This is a genomic window from Desulfocurvibacter africanus subsp. africanus DSM 2603, from assembly GCF_000422545.1.
GTDB lineage: Bacteria > Desulfobacterota > Desulfovibrionia > Desulfovibrionales > Desulfovibrionaceae > Desulfocurvibacter > Desulfocurvibacter africanus.
Window position 1 is genome coordinate 225,553 of sequence record NZ_KE383874.1, and the last position, 15,073, is coordinate 240,625.

Annotated in this window: 16 protein-coding genes; 7 read left to right on the forward strand and 9 right to left on the reverse strand. The window is 60.6% G+C overall.

Annotated elements, in window-relative coordinates; genetic code table 11:
- From katG to H585_RS0120505, 4 genes are all read left to right on the forward strand, one after another.
- Entirely contained in the window at positions 1 to 2,217 is a 2,217-nt protein-coding gene (gene katG, locus H585_RS0120490) for a catalase/peroxidase HPI (protein WP_027369221.1), read from the forward strand.
- A 430-nt stretch (positions 2,218 to 2,647) separates the two neighbouring features.
- Positions 2,648 to 2,932 (forward strand): type II toxin-antitoxin system TacA family antitoxin, encoded by a 285-nt coding sequence (locus H585_RS0120495; protein ID WP_027369222.1) that lies wholly within the window; start codon positions 2,648 to 2,650, stop codon positions 2,930 to 2,932.
- Between the two features lie 35 nt (positions 2,933 to 2,967).
- Positions 2,968 to 3,426, forward strand: a complete 459-nt coding sequence (locus H585_RS0120500; protein ID WP_244432676.1) for a GNAT family N-acetyltransferase — start codon at positions 2,968 to 2,970, stop codon at positions 3,424 to 3,426.
- Positions 3,427 to 3,448: 22 nt separating this feature from the next.
- Positions 3,449 to 3,757 (forward strand): HigA family addiction module antitoxin, encoded by a 309-nt coding sequence (locus H585_RS0120505; protein ID WP_027369224.1) that lies wholly within the window; start codon positions 3,449 to 3,451, stop codon positions 3,755 to 3,757.
- Positions 3,758 to 4,006: 249 nt separating this feature from the next.
- On the opposite strand, the gene H585_RS0120510 is transcribed toward H585_RS0120505, so the two are convergent.
- The gene (locus H585_RS0120510; protein ID WP_027369225.1) at positions 4,007 to 4,534 is read right to left on the reverse strand and encodes a hypothetical protein; all 528 of its coding nucleotides are present in this window, start codon (positions 4,532 to 4,534) and stop codon (positions 4,007 to 4,009) included.
- Complete coding sequence (locus tag H585_RS0120515) at positions 4,531 to 4,809, reverse strand: type II toxin-antitoxin system TacA family antitoxin (protein ID WP_027369226.1); 279 nt, start codon at positions 4,807 to 4,809, stop codon at positions 4,531 to 4,533. Before H585_RS0120515 ends, H585_RS0120510 begins: the two co-directional genes overlap by 4 nt.
- Positions 4,810 to 5,572: 763 nt before the next feature.
- On the opposite strand from H585_RS0120515, the gene H585_RS23200 reads away from it, so the two are divergent.
- From H585_RS23200 to H585_RS0120520, 3 genes are read left to right on the forward strand one after another with little or no spacing between them, the layout of a single operon-like run.
- Positions 5,573 to 6,745, forward strand: a complete 1,173-nt coding sequence (locus H585_RS23200; protein ID WP_138708227.1) for a hypothetical protein — start codon at positions 5,573 to 5,575, stop codon at positions 6,743 to 6,745.
- Complete coding sequence (locus tag H585_RS21950) at positions 6,746 to 7,081, forward strand: STAS-like domain-containing protein (RefSeq protein WP_034628626.1); 336 nt, start codon at positions 6,746 to 6,748, stop codon at positions 7,079 to 7,081.
- A 1-nt stretch (position 7,082) separates the two neighbouring features.
- The gene (locus H585_RS0120520) at positions 7,083 to 7,745 is read left to right on the forward strand and encodes a hypothetical protein (protein ID WP_027369227.1); all 663 of its coding nucleotides are present in this window, start codon (positions 7,083 to 7,085) and stop codon (positions 7,743 to 7,745) included.
- A gap of 267 nt (positions 7,746 to 8,012) precedes the next feature.
- Here the strand turns inward: H585_RS0120520 and H585_RS0120525 are convergent, their stop codons facing one another.
- From H585_RS0120525 to H585_RS0120560, 7 genes are all read right to left on the reverse strand, one after another.
- Positions 8,013 to 8,753, reverse strand: a complete 741-nt coding sequence (locus tag H585_RS0120525) for a hypothetical protein (protein ID WP_027369228.1) — start codon at positions 8,751 to 8,753, stop codon at positions 8,013 to 8,015.
- A 21-nt stretch (positions 8,754 to 8,774) separates the two neighbouring features.
- Complete coding sequence (locus tag H585_RS0120530; protein WP_027369229.1) at positions 8,775 to 9,746, reverse strand: phage major capsid protein; 972 nt, start codon at positions 9,744 to 9,746, stop codon at positions 8,775 to 8,777.
- 18 nt (positions 9,747 to 9,764) lie between these two features.
- Entirely contained in the window at positions 9,765 to 10,724 is a 960-nt protein-coding gene (locus H585_RS0120535) for a hypothetical protein (protein ID WP_027369230.1), read from the reverse strand.
- A gap of 210 nt (positions 10,725 to 10,934) precedes the next feature.
- Entirely contained in the window at positions 10,935 to 11,327 is a 393-nt protein-coding gene (locus H585_RS21955) for an FmdB family zinc ribbon protein (RefSeq protein WP_051183252.1), read from the reverse strand.
- A 2-nt stretch (positions 11,328 to 11,329) separates the two neighbouring features.
- Positions 11,330 to 13,792, reverse strand: a complete 2,463-nt coding sequence (locus H585_RS21960; RefSeq protein WP_051183255.1) for a phage portal protein — start codon at positions 13,790 to 13,792, stop codon at positions 11,330 to 11,332.
- 3 nt (positions 13,793 to 13,795) lie between these two features.
- The gene (locus H585_RS21965) at positions 13,796 to 14,161 is read right to left on the reverse strand and encodes a hypothetical protein (RefSeq protein WP_034628628.1); all 366 of its coding nucleotides are present in this window, start codon (positions 14,159 to 14,161) and stop codon (positions 13,796 to 13,798) included.
- The gene (locus H585_RS0120560; protein ID WP_027369232.1) at positions 14,158 to 14,469 is read right to left on the reverse strand and encodes a hypothetical protein; all 312 of its coding nucleotides are present in this window, start codon (positions 14,467 to 14,469) and stop codon (positions 14,158 to 14,160) included. The genes H585_RS21965 and H585_RS0120560 overlap by 4 nt, the downstream gene beginning before the upstream one ends.
- Positions 14,470 to 15,073 lie beyond the last annotated feature (604 nt).

The following is a 15,073-nucleotide window of genomic DNA, read 5'->3' on the forward strand; positions in this document are numbered from 1 at the left end:
ATGAGTGAGCAGGGCAAATGCCCGGTGACGGGCAAAACCGCCAAGACGGCAGAACGGCGCGGCAGTTCGAACCGGGACTGGTGGCCGAACCAGCTCAACCTGTCCGTCCTGCACCAGCATCCCCCCAAGTCCAACCCCCTGGGGGCGGCATTCAACTACGCCGAGGAATTCAAGAGCCTGGACCTGGAGGCCCTCAAAAAGGACCTCTGCCAGCTTATGGCCACGTCGCAGGAATGGTGGCCTGCCGACTATGGCCACTATGGCCCCCTGTTCATCCGCATGGCCTGGCACAGCGCCGGCACCTACCGCCTGGGCGACGGGCGCGGCGGTGCCGGGAGCGGTAACCAGCGCCTTGCCCCCCTCAACAGCTGGCCCGACAACGTCAACCTCGACAAGGCGCGCAGGCTGCTGTGGCCCATCAAGCAGAAGTACGGCAGAAAGATTTCCTGGGCCGACCTTATGGTCTTCGCCGGCAACTGCGCCATCGAATCCATGGGCCTTAAGCCGTTCGGCTTCGCCGGAGGGCGCGAGGACATCTGGGAGCCGGAGGAGATCTACTGGGGAGCCGAGAGCGAATGGCTCGGCGACAAGCGCTACTCCGGCGAACGGGATCTGGAGAATCCGCTTGCCGCCGTGCAGATGGGCCTCATCTACGTGAACCCGGAAGGGCCGAACGGGAATCCCGATCCGCTCGCCTCGGGCCGTGACGTGCGGGAGACCTTCGCGCGCATGGCCATGAACGACGAGGAAACCGTCGCGCTCGTGGCCGGCGGGCATACCTTCGGCAAATGCCACGGTGCCGGTGATGCGGCCCATGTCGGCCCCGAGCCCGAGGCCGCCGGCATAGAAGAGCAGGGCCTGGGCTGGAAGTGCAGCTTCGGCAGCGGCAAGGGTGCCCATACGATCGGAAGCGGCATCGAGGGTGCCTGGAAGCCGAAGCCGACCACCTGGGACATGGGCTATCTCAAGGTGCTGTTCAAGTACGAGTGGGAGCTGGTCAAGAGCCCGGCCGGCGCGCACCAGTGGCTGGCCAAGGACGTGGACGCAGAGGATATGGTGGTCGATGCGCATGACAAGTCCAAAAAGCACCGGCCCATGATGACCACGGCGGACCTCTCCCTGCGCTACGACCCGATCTACGAGCCCATCGCGCGGCACTACCTGGAGAATCCCGAGGAATTCGCGGACGCCTTTGCCCGGGCCTGGTTCAAGCTGACCCACCGCGACATGGGTCCGCGCTCGCGCTATCTCGGTGCGCTGGCCCCGCAGGAAGTCCTCCTCTGGCAGGACCCCGTGCCGCCCGTGGATCATGAGCTGATCGACGCGCAGGACATCGCCGCGCTCAAGGCCAAGGTCCTGGCTTCGGGGCTGTCCGTCGCGCAGCTGGTCTCGACCGCCTGGGCCTCGGCGTCCACCTTCCGCGGCTCGGACAAGCGAGGCGGCGCCAACGGCGCGCGCATCCGCCTGGCCCCGCAAAAGGATTGGGCGGTCAACCAGCCGGCCCAGCTGGCGAACGTGCTGCAGACCCTCGAAGGCATCCAGAAGGAGTTCAACGCCACGCAGTCCGGCGGGAAAAAGGTTTCCCTGGCCGACCTGATCGTGCTTGGCGGATGCGCGGGCGTGGAGCAGGCCGCGAAAAACGCCGGCTACGCCGTGAGCGTGCCCTTTGCGCCCGGACGCACGGACGCCTCGCAGGAGCAGACCGACGTGGCCTCCTTCGCCGTCATGGAGCCGGCTGCGGACGGGTTCCGCAACTACCTCAAGACCAAGTACGCCATATCGGCGGAGGAGCTGCTGATCGACCGGGCGCACCTGCTGACCCTGTCCGCGCCCGAGATGACGGTTCTCGTCGGCGGCCTGCGCGTGCTTGGCGCCAACTTCGGACAGTCCCCGCACGGTGTCTTCACCAAACGGCCCGGAACGCTCAGCAACGACTTCTTCGTCAACCTGCTCGACATGGGCACGGCCTGGAAGCCGACCACGCCAGACGGCGACCTGTTCGAGGGCAGCGATCGCGCCACGGGCGCTCCCAGGTGGACCGGCACCCGTATCGACCTCGTCTTCGGCTCGAACTCGCAGCTGCGGGCCATTGCGGAAGTCTACGCCTGCGCCGATTCCCAGGAGAAGTTCGTCAACGACTTTGTCGCGGCCTGGAGCAAGGTGATGCACCTCGACCGCTTCGACCTGGTTGCAGCGAAGCAGGCATCGGCCTCATGAGGCTAAAGCAGTTTGCATCTGGCCTGAAAGAGGGCGCGACCCTCTCTCAGACTCTCTCCCGCCAGGGAAATGATTTCCCTGGCCCCTCATTTGATTTGCAAAATGCTCTATAATTCAGCACAGGGCGGGGCCATGGGGTCCCGCCCTTCTTCATTCCTGTTGCCTTCCTGACCACTCGCCCTGCCTGGCCGATCAGCAGACACACCGGCCCGTTTCCATCTGGACAAGAGAAGCAGCTTGTGCGCACGTTGTGTTGACGCACATGATTGCGCGGTTTATAGTTGTGTCAGAGCATTTTGCTTTTGAAAATGCTCTGCAAGCCATGCGCCGACATGGCTTGCCGCCAGCTTCGGCGCAGGCGCAATTCACTTGCGCCGTAAACGCCGGAGCGGGCGTCTTAAAAGTAATCTGCTCCAAATTGGAGGCGACCATGCCGCAAGAGAATCACGTCAGCCGAAGCACGAACATCAATATCCGGGTGGCGCCGGAGCAGCGCAGCCTGATCGACCGGGCGGCCGCGCTCGCCCTCAAGACCCGCACCGACTTCATCCTCGACGCGGTCACGCGCGCGGCCGAGGAGACGATCCTTGACCAGCGGCTCTTCCAGGTCTCCCCTGAAGAGTTCCAGGCCTTCCAGGAGGCGCTGGACAGGCCGGCCGCGTCCAATGACCGCCTGCGCGCGCTTCTGTCCCGCAAGCCGGGTTGGGAAAAGTGATCAGCGCGCCGGAGCCCCTGGCAGAGGCGCATGACGTGGCCTCTTTCCAATCCGGGGAGCCCGCGCTCGACGAGTGGCTCCGCCGGCGTGCGCTCGCAAACCAGCGTAGCGGAGCTTCGCGGACCTATGTCGTCACGGACAATGTCCGCGTTGCCGGGTATTATGCCCTGGCTGTCGGAGCCGTTGTGGCGGCGGAAGCTCCGGGCAAGGTGCGCCGCAACATGCCGGATATCATTCCCGTCATGGTCCTTGGCCGCCTGGCCGTGGATCAGACCTTCCAGGGCCGGGGGCTCGGCCTGGATCTCCTGCGCGACGCCGTGCTCAGAACGCTCCAGGCCGCGGACATCGCCGGCATCCGGGCGCTTCTGGTGCATGCCCTACATGAAAAAGCCGCCGGGTTCTATGCCCGCGCAGGCTTCCAGCCCTCCCCGCTCCGTCCGCTGACCTGCATGCTGCTCCTTGCCGACGCTCGCAAGGCTTTGGGGTTGATGTAGGACTACCATCAGGAAGGAAACCATGCATGACAGTACCTCCCCCATTCATCCTGGTGAGATTCTGAGCGAAGAGTTTTTGAAGCCCTTGAGCATCAGCATGAACCAGCTCAGCCGGGATCTGAACATCTCGGTCCAGCGCGTAAGCCAGATCGTACGCGGCAGGCGCGCCATCACGACTGATACAGCCATGCGCCTTGCTGCCTACTTCAAGACCAGTCCGGAATTCTGGCTCAACCTCCAGATGCGCTACGACCTTGAACAGGCCAAGGACTCCAACCTGGCCGATAAGATCCGCACGGAAGTCAGGCCCAGGCAGCAGCACTGCGCCTAGGCCCGGCCGGAGCTGCAGAGCGCTCCCCCTAGATCTGCAAAGATGAGTAAAGACGAGCAGAGACGAGCAAAGCCGCCCAAGAGGCGGCTTTTTGTTGCGTGGGCTCGTCGGCGCAGAACATGACAAACGGTAAGATCTATGCATGCGGGATGTCCCCAATGAATCCGCATCCGTGTGGTTTCATCGCCGCACGAAAGACTCGCCCCCCCGCCAGTTACATGCGGCGACGCATTCCCGAGCGCCCCTGCATCACAGCTTTCCGGCAGCCATGAGCGCGGCCTGGATCGTCTTGAAGGGCATGAGCAGCGACAGCGGTGCATCGAGCAGAGGCACGGCTCCGTAGCCGGCGTACCATGCGGCGGCGCGTTCGTTCTTGGCGTCGATGAGCAGCGCCACGCCGCCGGCCTGGGATGCGGCCAGCAGGCAGCGCCGTCCCGCAGCGAGGAGCAGCTGTCCGCCAAGGCCGCGACCCTGGACCGACCCTTCCACGGCCAGCCGTGCCAGGCGGAACACGGGCACGTCATGGCGGGCAAGACCGCGCTTCACGAGTTCCGGCGTGCGTTCGTAGGCGATCGAGGCGGGGCTGACGCTGTAGAAGCCGAGGATCGTCCTGCCATCCCTGTCATCAATGGCCAGGAACGTCTTGGCCCCTCCCTGCTGATGACTCTTGCGGGCATGCTGACGCAGAAACTCGTTCAGGGCCGCCTCGCCGCAATCAAAGGATTCCCGATCATGCGTCCTGGCGATGGGTTCCTCGTGCCAGGCCGGGATCGTCACGGCAGTTTCGGCAAGGCCTGCGCCGCTGCCAGCAATTTCGCACTGGGGGCCGGGGGGTTCTCCAGCAGGTCGAGGGCTAGCAGGCTGTCCCGCTCGGAAAGCCGGAGCCGTTCAGCCTGGTCGATCACCGATCGAGCCGCCTCCAGGGCGCTGCTGACGACAAAGTCCGTCAGATTCGTATGCTTCAGGGCCACTGCCCGAAGCAGCAAGGCTTTTTCCTCGGTGGGAATCCGTAGCGACATACGGCTGTTGTCCTCGACAAGGCGCTGCGGCATGGCTTTTCTCCTCGTTGTACGCCTTCAAAACGTACATATTCCGGCTACTTTGTCAACTCCTGCGGAGGGTATAGAGTGCAAGAAATGGAGATCACAGAGTTATTCCTATCAGGCGAAAAGGGAACTCTCTCCTCCGCTCCTTCTCGCCCGCTCTCACAACCTAAGGCCGTTCAATCATCCACGGCATCCTTACCACTTGGCTGCAGGTGCCGATCTTCACACGCAGGCTGCCAAATACAGTTTCGCCGCCGTGAATGCTTTAAAAGCCGAATGATCACCTTTCAAGACAAAGGACTGGCCCCACGGCCTTGCCCCTCTCCCTTCCTAAGTAATCATGAGATATACCGACCCAAGCTTGAAAGTTTTTTAAAAACGAGGGAATATATTTCAAAAGCTTCAACATGGACTTGGTCACAATTAAGCGCAGTATTAATCAGTCTTTATGTTCTTTAAATCGTGCAGGACTCAATAATTAAAAATTATAATTGTTTCGCTTGATACAATTTCCGTAGCTTCGCTATAGCAATAATTGAAAAACTCCTTAGATGGAATGAGCAATTGGCACATTAATTTACTCATACAAGCCATAGACGTACTGAATCATATGAAGCCTTTCAGTAAGACATAGGTATATTTGAACGGGCAGTGGCCCATTCAGTAGATATACAATCATAAGTCGTCTTTGAAGGGATAAATATAGCATTAGCAAGTGGCAGTGTTTTAATTTTTTATAGACAGTCTTTTTCTATTGAAAGAGAAGGCAATGAAGAAGATATCGGAAGACAAAGTACTATACTATAAGAGACGTCAAGTTGCCAAGAAAAAGAAGGAGTCTATTGCCTCATCACGGATAAAGCACAGAAAATACATGGACCGCGTTGTATACAGAGGCAACTTAAAACTTATAGAACTAAAACGAAAAAGAGATGATTTTATTGATAGACATTACAGTACAAAAGTTTTTGATCAAAAAGAGATTACAATTCCAGTAGTTGGTGAATTTGGAATAGAAGAGAGCCAGCTGGCGTCATCTTTTTTTAACTATGCTGAGCAATTCATATCGAAACGTCCAGCGAAAATCGTTTTTGATCTTTCAAAGTGTACGCGTATGTGGCCATCAGCAATAACTTTGATATGCTCTTATGTGCAATGGGTAGAGTTGGTGACACGCAGGGCACAATCAGGACCAGAGATAGGCCAGATAGATTCATATGTTGCATCAGTCAACTCGTATCTACTGCATTGCGGCTTCTTTGATTATGTAGACTGCGACAGAAGAAACCTCCCAGAGGAAGGATTATATAAAGATTGTGATGTTGTCAAAATTCAAAGAGAGACGTCTAAATCCAACATTAACAAAAAGAAAGATGAGATATCAAGTTTATTAAAGCTAAGTTCATCTTACACAAATGATGAGATAGAATTGTTTGGCGCAGTGTTAACAGAGGTAATTAATAATGTCACTGAACATGGCATATCTCATAAAGATAAGGGCTGGTGGTTGTTGGCACAGCACCATCCAAAGCATCATATAATTTCTTTGTGCGTCGCCGACAATGGCATTGGAATAAAGAACTCTTTAGTTACTGGTCCACAAGGAGAGTATATAAAAACTAAATTGGCAGACACTAAGAACTGCGATTCTGATTACATTGACTTTGCTATGGATGCAAATGTTAGTGGTGCTCTTGATGCTGCTACAAAAAAAAGAGGATGGGTGCGCAGACAGTTTCCTCGGGGTGCAAAACGGGGACACGGATTGCAGACTATCCTTGAGTTTTGCACTATGTTAGGAATCCAATTGACTATTATCTCTGGCAACGGGTATATAATGTTCTCAGGTGTGGGCAAAAAAATTGCATGTGAAAGTTACGCTGGGAAAATTTTTGCTGGAACAATGTATCACCTAAGTATACCCACGAGCAGAGTTCAATAAATGCGCACTATCAATGTCGCGAGCGACTTTTCATCCCGGCTAGATAATAGAAATGAACGCCAAGGTGATGGTCAGCATACGGCCATCGATTTTAGAAGACGTTATCTTGAACCTTTGGACAATGCAGAAGCCTGGAAAAATCTGAATGTTTTTATTGCATTGGACTTTAATGATGTCCTATCGTTGGGACCATCATTTGCGAACGAGGCTTTTGCATACTTTACGAAGTACGCTAGACCAGAGTCCATAAGGAAAAAGATTCGATTTCTTAACATGTCTATTGTCAAGGCGATGATTCTCAACCAGGAATTGGAAAAGGGATATTCTAAGCGCTGACATGAAATACAAGAGACCGATCGCTTTTTTGTTAGCTGGCTTTCTCTTGAGCATAGTTATCATTTACTTTATTGTACACCCGTTTTTCTTTGAGACATTTAGAAAAATATGCGTTCATAACCTATCCTCTCTTGAAGATGCTCGAAACTACTATGCAGTATTGGCATCTATTAGTAGCACGGCCTTTTCTTTTTTTGGATTACTGCTTGGATATTACTATTTTGTATACAGACAGCGATATGATGAAAGAAAATGGATGAAGGAGAAATATAATAACAATGTCGATGCATTAATATCTCTCATTGACAAAATTGATGACTCCGTTGACGAGTTGCTGGGGTTGATGGATAGCAAAAACCAAGATGCTATACGCCACAAGATTAGACAGTCATTTGAAATCGCATCTGCCATACTTGAAAATTATCCAGGAAAAGGTAGTTTAGATAATCAACCTCTATTCGAAGCATATATTGCATTCTATTCTTTTGTGGATAAGAACGTATATATTATGGAAGAGGATCTAAAGATGGGGTTTTCGAGAGATGTAATTGAGGATATCAAAGGATCTTTGAGGCCTCTTGTGACTAATGTTAGGCGTAATATATACCTTCATAGGCAGCAAAATGTAGAGTCGGTAAACGAAAAAATACCAATCTTATGGTAGGCTGTCTTTATTAAATATTTTATATAGTTTGATGCGTTGTTCCAAACCTGACTTCAAGAAGCCAAGGACGGCCATTTCGCTACAGAGAAGGAGCATGCCGCCTTCAAAGCCCGTGAGGGTATTTCCGCTTATGCCGACTAGAACCAATGTGCGCTGGCTCTCCACCCCGCGCCCGCGGGGATGGTCCGCACCTGTCAGCCAAGTGCAAAAGGGCGGGACCCCACGGCCCCGCCCCTCTCCCCTCCCTACTCAATCCCCTCCCCTCTTCTAATCAATCATCAAATACACCGCCCCACACTCCCCATCCACTCCAGCCGCAGCGTACTGCTTGCCCACGACAGGCATGGCCTGGGCGTAGTCGGCGGCTGCGTCGGCGTTGATCATGAGTGCGGCCAGGGCGCCGGGCACAGCCGCGAAGGTCAGCAGCGTGCCCACGGCTGGGGTTCCGGACGTGAGGCAGTTGGCTACGCCGGCGGTCTGCAGCCAGCAGTAGCAGTTGGCCGGGACGTCCACGAGCGGGACGCCTGCGGGCACGTTCTCTTGCACGCCCGAGGCGGCCACGTTGGCCCAGGGGCTCAGGATGAGGCTGGCCTTGGTCGCGCCGCCGGCTGCCAGGGCGACCGTGAGCGGCTCCTCCAGGGTCAGCATGGTCGTGCCGCTGGCCGGGCAGGCCGTGTTGCCGGCGATGACGTAGGCCTGGCCTGCGCCTGTGCCGGCGCTGACCATGAGCAGGCCGCCCTCGTACTGGTTTTCGGCCACGGGCGTGTTGCCCACGGTAAGGTTGACGTGCATGTCGCCGACAGCCGTGGCTGCCACGGGCCTGCCCAGGTGGTCGACCACGGCGAGCGGGGCCTGGGCCATGTAGCCAGCGGTCAAAGCCGCGCCGGCCCTGGCATAGCGGAATGTGCGGCCCAAGGCGTCGATGCGCATGGCGCCGACCCGTTCGCGGGCGGTTTTGGAGGCCTCGCGCAGGCCCTGCGAGAAGGCGGTCTTGAGATTGCCGATCATGTTGTGCTCCTTGCCTGCGCCTTAGGCCGCGCTCAGGTTGCTGCGGCCGATGTGGGCCTTGCGGTTGTTGCTGATCAGGTTGCCGTCCCACAGGATCTTCATGGAGCGGCCCTGGGCGCCGCTGGTCAGGTCCTTCCAGGGCGTGCGCGCAAAGTAGCCCTTGCGGTGAACGGCAAAGCCCACGTGCTTGGAGTTCAGGCAGAACAGGTGGCCGCTCGGCATGTAGTCGTCCACCGTGAGGGTCATGCCCTCGATGACCAGGTTCTGGAAACCGGCCTCGGCCGTGGGCTTGTCGCTGGTGAACCTTTGCTGGACCTGCAAGATACCGGCGATTTTGTCCCACAGAAGGTCCGTGGTCACGCCGATGTCCGGCTTCTTGCCCTTGACCTTGGCCGTGCGGCGCATCTCGCGGATGGTGTCCAGGCTGATGACGGCCGGCGTGGTCAGCAGCTTGCCCTCCCAGGGCTTGCTGCCGTCCTTGGCCACCACGCCGTTCTCGGTAAGCTCGCCGTAGGCCAGGTCCGCGTTCTCGTTGCACAAGGAAAGCAGGCCGGTCAGGTAGGGCGAGTTGTCGCCGCCCGCGGCATACAGCTGCTTGGCCACGGTGTCGCGGCAGGACTCCATGGCGTCCTCGATCTTGCTCTGCACGAGTTCGACCTCGGCCTCCTCGCCCGCGTTCTGCAGCTCGTCGGCGCGGTAGATGGTCGCGTTGCCAAAGGCGTGGCGCAGCTCGAAGTAGGCCGCGGTGATGTTCTGGCGCTCGTCCTCGCTCAACGTGTCGTTGCGCTGGTAGAAGCCGGCTTCGGCGCCGTCGTACTTGAGCGGCACCTTGACCTTGCGCCCGCCGCCGAACAGCTTCCACAAGCCCTTCTGCTGCTTCATGAGATACTGCATGAGCCAGGAGGTTTCGAAGTAGATGTCCGTGGCCTGCTTGCCGTCGGCAAGCAGGTAGTCGCGGGTGACGATTTCAAGTTCAGCATTGGAAAGAGGCATGCGTGCCCTCCGGGTTGGTTAGCCGCCGGCCTGGGCCCTCATGGCCCGCAGCCGCGCCGCGCCGACCGCGACCCGCCCGCCGTGCCGGGATGTATCCTGCAGCATGGCGTCCGGGTCGTAGCCGCTGCCGCGCGGCCCGGCGCCTAGGCTGGCCGCGGTCCGCTTGGCTTGGTTGTTCTTGGTGATGCGTTCCTCGGTTTCCCTGATGGCCTTGGCCACGGCCTGCTTGACGGCCTGCTCGGTCCCGGCCACGGCGCGAGCGTACTTGGTCGCGTAGTAGGCCGAGAGGGTGTCGTGCATGGGGTTGGCCTTGAAGGCCTGCTTGAAGTCGTCGGACCTGGCGATCTCGGCGAAGTCGGGGTTCTGGGACTTGAAGGACTGGTGGAGTTCGCCGACCCTGGCCTTCACGGCAATCTCCTGCTCCGCGACCTGCGCGCGCTCGCGCTCCTCATGTGCGCGGACCTCGCGCTCTGCTTGCCGCGCCTGGGCCAGGCTGATCTGGCCGGCTTCGAGCCTGCGGTCGATCTCGGCGTACCTGGCCGCGTAGTCCGGCGCCTGCCGGTTGCCCTGGCTTGCGCTCCGGCCGGCCTGGGCCTGCTGGTTCAGGTAGCTGACCACCTTGTGATGCTCGTCCCGCAGGACTTTCAGTTCATCGCGCAGGGTGTTCTTCTCCCTGACCAGCTCCTGAAAGCGCGGGTGCCTGTCCAAACGGTCGAGCTTGTCCTGCTCCTCGGCCCCGGCCTTGGCTTGCGCCTCGGCCTTGTCCCCTGCAGCCTTGTCCCCGGCCTTGGCGTTGTCCCTGGCCTGCACGTCCTTGCCGTCACTTTCGGCCGCGCTATCCGCACCCTGGGTGTTTTGCGCCCCCTCGGGCGATGCGCCGTCGTCCTGGCCATCAGTGACTCCGGCAGGGTCGATCACGGGAGACGAATCCGTGCCGTCGAACTCGGCGGGGCTTAGCGTCTGGGTATCCAAAGTCATCGAAATGCTCCTGTGGTTAAGAGTTGGCCGGCAGGCCGCATGAATCGCGGCCGCAGAACTCCTGCTGCTAGGGCAGCTTGCGTTTGAACTGAGAGAGGGCGCTGCCTGCCAGGGCGGCTCGCCCCTCTCTCAGACTCTCTCCCGGCAGGGGCCCTGTCCGAGCAAGGGCTCCCTGCACCCCCATTTTTTCATTTTATTTGCAAGGTGCTGCTAGAGCCTGCCGCTACGGCACTGCTCGAAGAACCTGCGCTTGCCTGCTTCCCTGAGCCTGGCCCGGTCGACTTTGGGCCTGCCCGGCTTCTCGCCGGACTCCACGGGCCGCAGCCCTTCGCCCTGCAGCCAGGCCTTGTAGTTGCCGCGCGTGGGGTCCTGGAGGAACTGGCGCACGTGCGGCGCGTTGCTGTCCTTGTCCACGACGTGCAGCACGTCGCGCAGCCAGGGCGCTTCCTCGCGCAGGATGCCTGCGCGGCCGAGGCTGATGACCTTGCGCAGCGTGCCGCCTTGGCACTCCTCGCAGGGCATGGACTCGGGGCAGGCGGAGATCGGAAAGAGCAGCTCGGCCTGGTGGCCGCAGGTTTGGCAGTGAAAATCGTACAGGGGCATGGCTATTTCACCCTCGGGATCTCGGGAGTCTGGTTGTTCGAGCGCAGGCCGCGCTCGCTGTACGGTCCTGCCTGGCCTGTCTGCTGGGCTTGATGGGCCTGCCGGGACTGGCCGGCCTTTTTGGTGACGGCCGCGATGGAGCGGTCCACCTCCGCGTCCAGGCTGGCCAGCAGCTCGGTTTTCCTGATGCCGATCATCTCCTCGTCGTAGCCGATTCCGGCCACCATGACGGCCCGCCTGGCCTGCTCGGTCTTGGCCTGAGACAGCTTGAACAGCGTCTCGGCGCGGGTCTGCTCGACTTCGGCAGCCTTGGCCTCCAGCTCGATTTGCCCAAGCGCGTCAGCCTGGACCTGGGCCTGGGCTTGGGCCGGGTCAGGCTGCTGCTCCTGGCCCTGCTGCTCGCCGGACATAGCGGCCATGGCCTGGCCGACAAGCGCGCTCACGTCGCCCGCCTTGACGGCCTGGGCAAAGGCCTTGTCGTCGAGGCCGGCCAGGCCCTGCACGATCTGCAGGACGGGCTCGGGCAGGCCGGCAGCGGCCAGGCGCTCCATGAGCGCGGCCAGGGGGCCTGCCTGCATCCTCTTCAGCACCTCGCCGCGGCTGGGCCAGTCGAAGACGCGCAGGATCTCGGCCTGGTCGATGACCCCGGCCTTGAACAGCTCGGCGGCCTCCTCGCGCTCCACGGTCCTGGAGCGCGGCAGGGTCGAGCCGTTGACCACGGACAGCTTGAGCGGGGCGATCATCTCGCTGCCGCGGATTGCCTTGGTGACCTGCTCGCCGTTCTGCTCGAAGCAGATCCAGCGATCCTCGGTGTAGAAGTTCATCAGGTGCGACACGAACATGCGCCCGCGCTCGCGCACCAGGCGATGGTAGTTGCGGATCTTGCCGGCCAGGGACAGCGAGACCTGCTCCAGGAGTTCGGTGATGGCCTTGTGCGCGATGACCTGCTTGCCCGGTGTCGAGGCCTGCTCCAGGTCGAAGGTCGCGCTTACCAGGAAGAACAGGTCCTTGATGACGCCCATGAGCCGCTCGATGTCCACGGGGATGTGCGGGAACTCCAGGTAGCGAATGCCGGCGGACACGGCCGAGCCGGCCGGGTTGAGGATGCCCAGGTCGTTGCTGAACTCGGCGTTGTCCACGCCGCTGTCGCGCGGGTTGACGATCTTGGGCCGCACGCTCCTGTCCTTGAAGTATTCGAGCTGGGACAGGCACTTGTTGAAGGCGCGCTGCAGGTCTTCGAGCTGCTCGAAGTCGCCCATGCCCCAGATGGTCGAGGTGTCCGTATTAGAGGGCACCAGGCTGAAGGGAAATTTGTCGTACAGGTAGGTGTGCCTGGCCATGTCGCTGGCCAGCAGCTCGGGGTTGATGTTCGGGTTGGGGTCATCCCCCAGCACGACCTTGCCGCCGCAGCAGGCCGTGACGCGGCGGATGAAGCCGGGGTACCTGGCCTGCGCGACCTTGCCGGGCACCATGAGCGGCTGGTTGTCCTCGCCGAGCACGATGTTGCCGGCCGCGTCCCTGGCCTCGACCAGCGCGTCCGCCTCGATCTGCGAGAAGTCCTTGACCCAGGCCTCGACGATGAGGACCTGGTCATTGGCCTGGCCCCGGCCCGAGGAGTCGCCCGAGTAGCCGAACAGGCTGCCCATGAACGAGCCGATGCGCGCCAGGACGTTCTGGTCCCTGCCCTCGCCGCCGATGAGCCGACGCGTGTCGCCCAATTCTTTCAGCAGGTCGGCGTCGGGCCGGATCAGCGGGGCCTGGTCCGGCCACTTGCGCCGGGCCTGGCGCACGGACATTGGGTAGAAGTGCAGGATGCCCTCGGCGTCCTGCAACTTTTTGCAGTCCACCGGGTAGACGCCGAAGTGGAACGGATCCACCACGACCGTGCGCACCTCGCCCAGGCCCACTTCCAGGTCAGGATCGAAGATGACCTTCTCGATGGCGCAGCCGTAAGTCTCGCCGTTGATGACACTCTGCTCGAAGACGTGCTGCTGCTCCTGCTCCTGCCACCAGTACTGGGTGGCGCGGTGCACGTCGTCCAGCACCCCGGCGCGCTTGTCATCGATCTCGCCGGCGCGGGCCACGTTGAAGGTCGGCTGGCTGTTGGTCAGCGTGTTGACCACCTTGGTGCGGTGGCGGTGCAGCAGGTTGGCCGACAGAAGCGGCACGCCCGGCTTCTTGGACGCGCGCCAGGGCTGGTTGCGCGACAGGCGGTAAAACGTCTCCCACTTGGCGTGCAGGCCCTGCGCGTCCTTGTCGGCCAGGATCTCGGCCAGCAGCTCGAACACGCGGTAGCCGAGCTTGCCGCTTTCCTCGGGCGGCAGCAGCTCGCTGCGCTCCTCTTCCGCAAGCTCGGGCAGCTCTGGCGATTCGGGCAGTTCGGCCAGTCCGGCCAGTCCGGCCAGTCCCGTAAGGCCCGCAGCGGCCGCGTTATTAGCTATCGTATCCCGGCGCACTTCGGGCATGGGCTAGTTCTCCTTTGCGCGCTGGCGGCGCTTGCCGCGCTTGGCCTGGGGCTGCAAAGGCGCTTCGGCGTCTTCGGGCCCGCCCTGCTCCTCGGGCTCCATCGGCTCAGCGTTGGCGCTCAGGTCCAGCACCGGCCTGTTCCCCGGCGTGGCCGGGCCGACCTGCAGCAGGTGCTCCTCGATGAACGGGCGGTGCGGGCCGAAGGGGCAGCGCATGAACTCCCATGTCGCCTCGTCCGGTATGGGATGGGGAAAGCCGGCCTCGCGCGGCTGGAACATGGCGCCCATGAGCGGCAGACGCAGGGCGTCCTGCTCGGCATTGGCGATGTGTTCACAGCAGATGTCGCAGTAGATGGGGATCAGGCTCACAGGGTCTCCTCGCGCCGTTCAGGGTCTTGGTCAGGGTCCCGGTCAGGGCCTTGGTCAGGGCCCCGGTCTTGGTAAGCCGGCTCGCCCCGGTCCTGGGCCGCGCTCCAGGGATCGTCGTGTGCCGGCCAGGCTTTATCCCCTGGCTCGGCCTTGCGCCTCGACCTGGGGGTCTCGGGCAGGACCGGCAACAGGCTCTTGCGGCCCATGGTCCAGCCGGCGAACAGGCCCGCGCCGGCCACGGCCAGTATGATCAGGATGGCCAGGACGGCGGCCAGCAGCGCCCAGGGATCAGTCAGGCTTACAGTCATGGATTACCTCGCCAGTTCGGCGCGCCCCCCTCTGTCCGCACAGTCCGCACGGTCCGGCAGGATTCGCCAGGATCCGGGAGTCGCGGCCACAGCTCTTGGCCATTGCAGTTTCACGGCTCGCCCACGCAGGGCGTGCCGGATGCACACTCGTGGAATGTTCGCTCTGTCGGGCGTTTACGGCAACGACGGGATTCCCGTGGGCAGGAAGGCTACCAGCGCTGGAAAGACTCCAGGGGTGGAAAGGATGTTCGTCCGAGCCATGGGCAACAGGTGGCCGTTGCCGTGCGGCAACAGGCTGCCGTGGCCGGGCGCGTGTGCTGTGCGGGAACACCCGGATGATGGGCGTGGACAAGAGGGGCTGTATGGAAAACGGAGCGGCAGCGGCGGAGGCCTCGCCGGTCCCGGCGTGTCAGCCTGTTAGAGCATTTTGCTTTTGAAAATGCTCTACAAGCCATGCGGCGGCATGGCTTGCCGCTAGCTTCGGCGTAGGCGCAATTCACTTGCGCCGTCAACGCCGGAGCGGGCGTCATAAAAGCAATCTGCTCTAAAAAAGGGCTGTGCGGGCCGGGAAGGCCCGCCGGGGGCGAAGCAACTGTCCGTACTA

Bases quoted from the DNA above. Each gene is read 5' to 3' on its own strand.
- H585_RS21960 (WP_051183255.1), bottom strand. From the start codon at position 13,792: ATGCCCGAAGTGCGCCGGGATACGATAGCTAATAACGCGGCCGCTGCG.
- katG (WP_027369221.1), top strand. From the start codon at position 1: ATGAGTGAGCAGGGCAAATGCCCGGTGACGGGCAAAACCGCCAAGACG.
- H585_RS0120525 (WP_027369228.1), bottom strand. From the start codon at position 8,753: ATGATCGGCAATCTCAAGACCGCCTTCTCGCAGGGCCTGCGCGAGGCC.
- H585_RS23200 (WP_138708227.1), top strand. From the start codon at position 5,573: ATGAAGAAGATATCGGAAGACAAAGTACTATACTATAAGAGACGTCAA.
- H585_RS0120520 (WP_027369227.1), top strand. From the start codon at position 7,083: ATGAAATACAAGAGACCGATCGCTTTTTTGTTAGCTGGCTTTCTCTTG.
- H585_RS21950 (WP_034628626.1), top strand. From the start codon at position 6,746: ATGCGCACTATCAATGTCGCGAGCGACTTTTCATCCCGGCTAGATAAT.
- H585_RS0120535 (WP_027369230.1), bottom strand. From the start codon at position 10,724: ATGACTTTGGATACCCAGACGCTAAGCCCCGCCGAGTTCGACGGCACG.
- H585_RS0120530 (WP_027369229.1), bottom strand. From the start codon at position 9,746: ATGCCTCTTTCCAATGCTGAACTTGAAATCGTCACCCGCGACTACCTG.
- H585_RS0120505 (WP_027369224.1), top strand. From the start codon at position 3,449: ATGCATGACAGTACCTCCCCCATTCATCCTGGTGAGATTCTGAGCGAA.
- H585_RS0120495 (WP_027369222.1), top strand. From the start codon at position 2,648: ATGCCGCAAGAGAATCACGTCAGCCGAAGCACGAACATCAATATCCGG.
- H585_RS0120515 (WP_027369226.1), bottom strand. From the start codon at position 4,809: ATGCCGCAGCGCCTTGTCGAGGACAACAGCCGTATGTCGCTACGGATT.
- H585_RS0120560 (WP_027369232.1), bottom strand. From the start codon at position 14,469: ATGACTGTAAGCCTGACTGATCCCTGGGCGCTGCTGGCCGCCGTCCTG.
- H585_RS21955 (WP_051183252.1), bottom strand. From the start codon at position 11,327: ATGCCCCTGTACGATTTTCACTGCCAAACCTGCGGCCACCAGGCCGAG.